This is a genomic window from Amycolatopsis kentuckyensis (assembly GCF_002155975.1).
Classification (GTDB): Bacteria; Actinomycetota; Actinomycetes; order Mycobacteriales; family Pseudonocardiaceae; genus Amycolatopsis; species Amycolatopsis kentuckyensis.
The window spans coordinates 1-806 of the sequence record NZ_MUMI01000848.1 but is presented as its reverse complement, the minus strand read 5'-3'; the positions used below and the strand labels follow the sequence as shown (position 1 = coordinate 806).

At 72.3% G+C, this 806-nt stretch carries 1 protein-coding gene; it reads left to right on the top strand.

Annotation, left to right across the window (positions count from 1 at the left end; all coding sequences use genetic code 11):
* Nucleotides 1–145 precede the first annotated feature (145 nt).
* Complete coding sequence (locus CCN39_RS48600) at nucleotides 146–517, top strand: hypothetical protein (protein ID WP_086751517.1); 372 nt, start codon at nucleotides 146–148, stop codon at nucleotides 515–517.
* Nucleotides 518–806: the final 289 nt, after the last annotated feature.

Here is an 806-nt window from a genome sequence, read left to right as displayed (position 1 = left end):
CCAGCACCTCGCGGTCGGCCTGACGGCTGCCTGAGCCGCCCGCACCGCCCGCCGACTCCCCGGCGGCCGGGTCGGGCGGTGACTGGGAGCCGGGCAGTCCGGACCCACCGGCCTCGACCGGTGTACGCGATGTGAGGAGAGCACGTTGACCCAGCCCCAGATGCAGGCCGTGCAGCCCAAGGTCACCTACACCAAGGGCGACTTCGTCGTGTTCCGCGACGTCGAACGGTTCTGGCTCGGCAAGCCCGGCCACACCTTCGTCGGCCGCGTGGAGCGGTCCTGGCAACACGCCGACACCGGCAAGGTCCTGTACGACGTGACCGAGCTGAGCAACCTCCGCTACGTCGGCGGTGTCAACCCCGACTACATGCGGTTGCTCCCGCCGGCCGACGCGATGGCCGACATCGACGTCGCGCCGCTGAGCGAGCCGGACACCGGGGCGATGAGCCCGGCCGCCGTCGCCTGGCTGCGCCAGCACCTCGGACAGGACAGCAGCAAGCTGCCCGACTGGCGCTGACTCCTTCCCTCAGCAGAACGGCCCTCCGAGTCCTCGGCATTAGAGCTGCCGGGGCCTCGGAGGGCCTGGTCACAACCCTACCGACCCGATGCCGACCGCGGTGGCCTCTTGCACGAGGCGCCGGAGTAGAGAGGACACCCCGTGGCCAACAACACCACCAGCCGGCGCAGGCGGAAGCCCGCCCCGGCCGCGAAGCCCCGAGGCGCCGGGCGCGCCAAGGCGCCGGCGGCTCCGGCCGCCATCCCCGCCCAGGCCGTCTCTGAGGAGACCGTGCCGCTGGTGTTCGAGG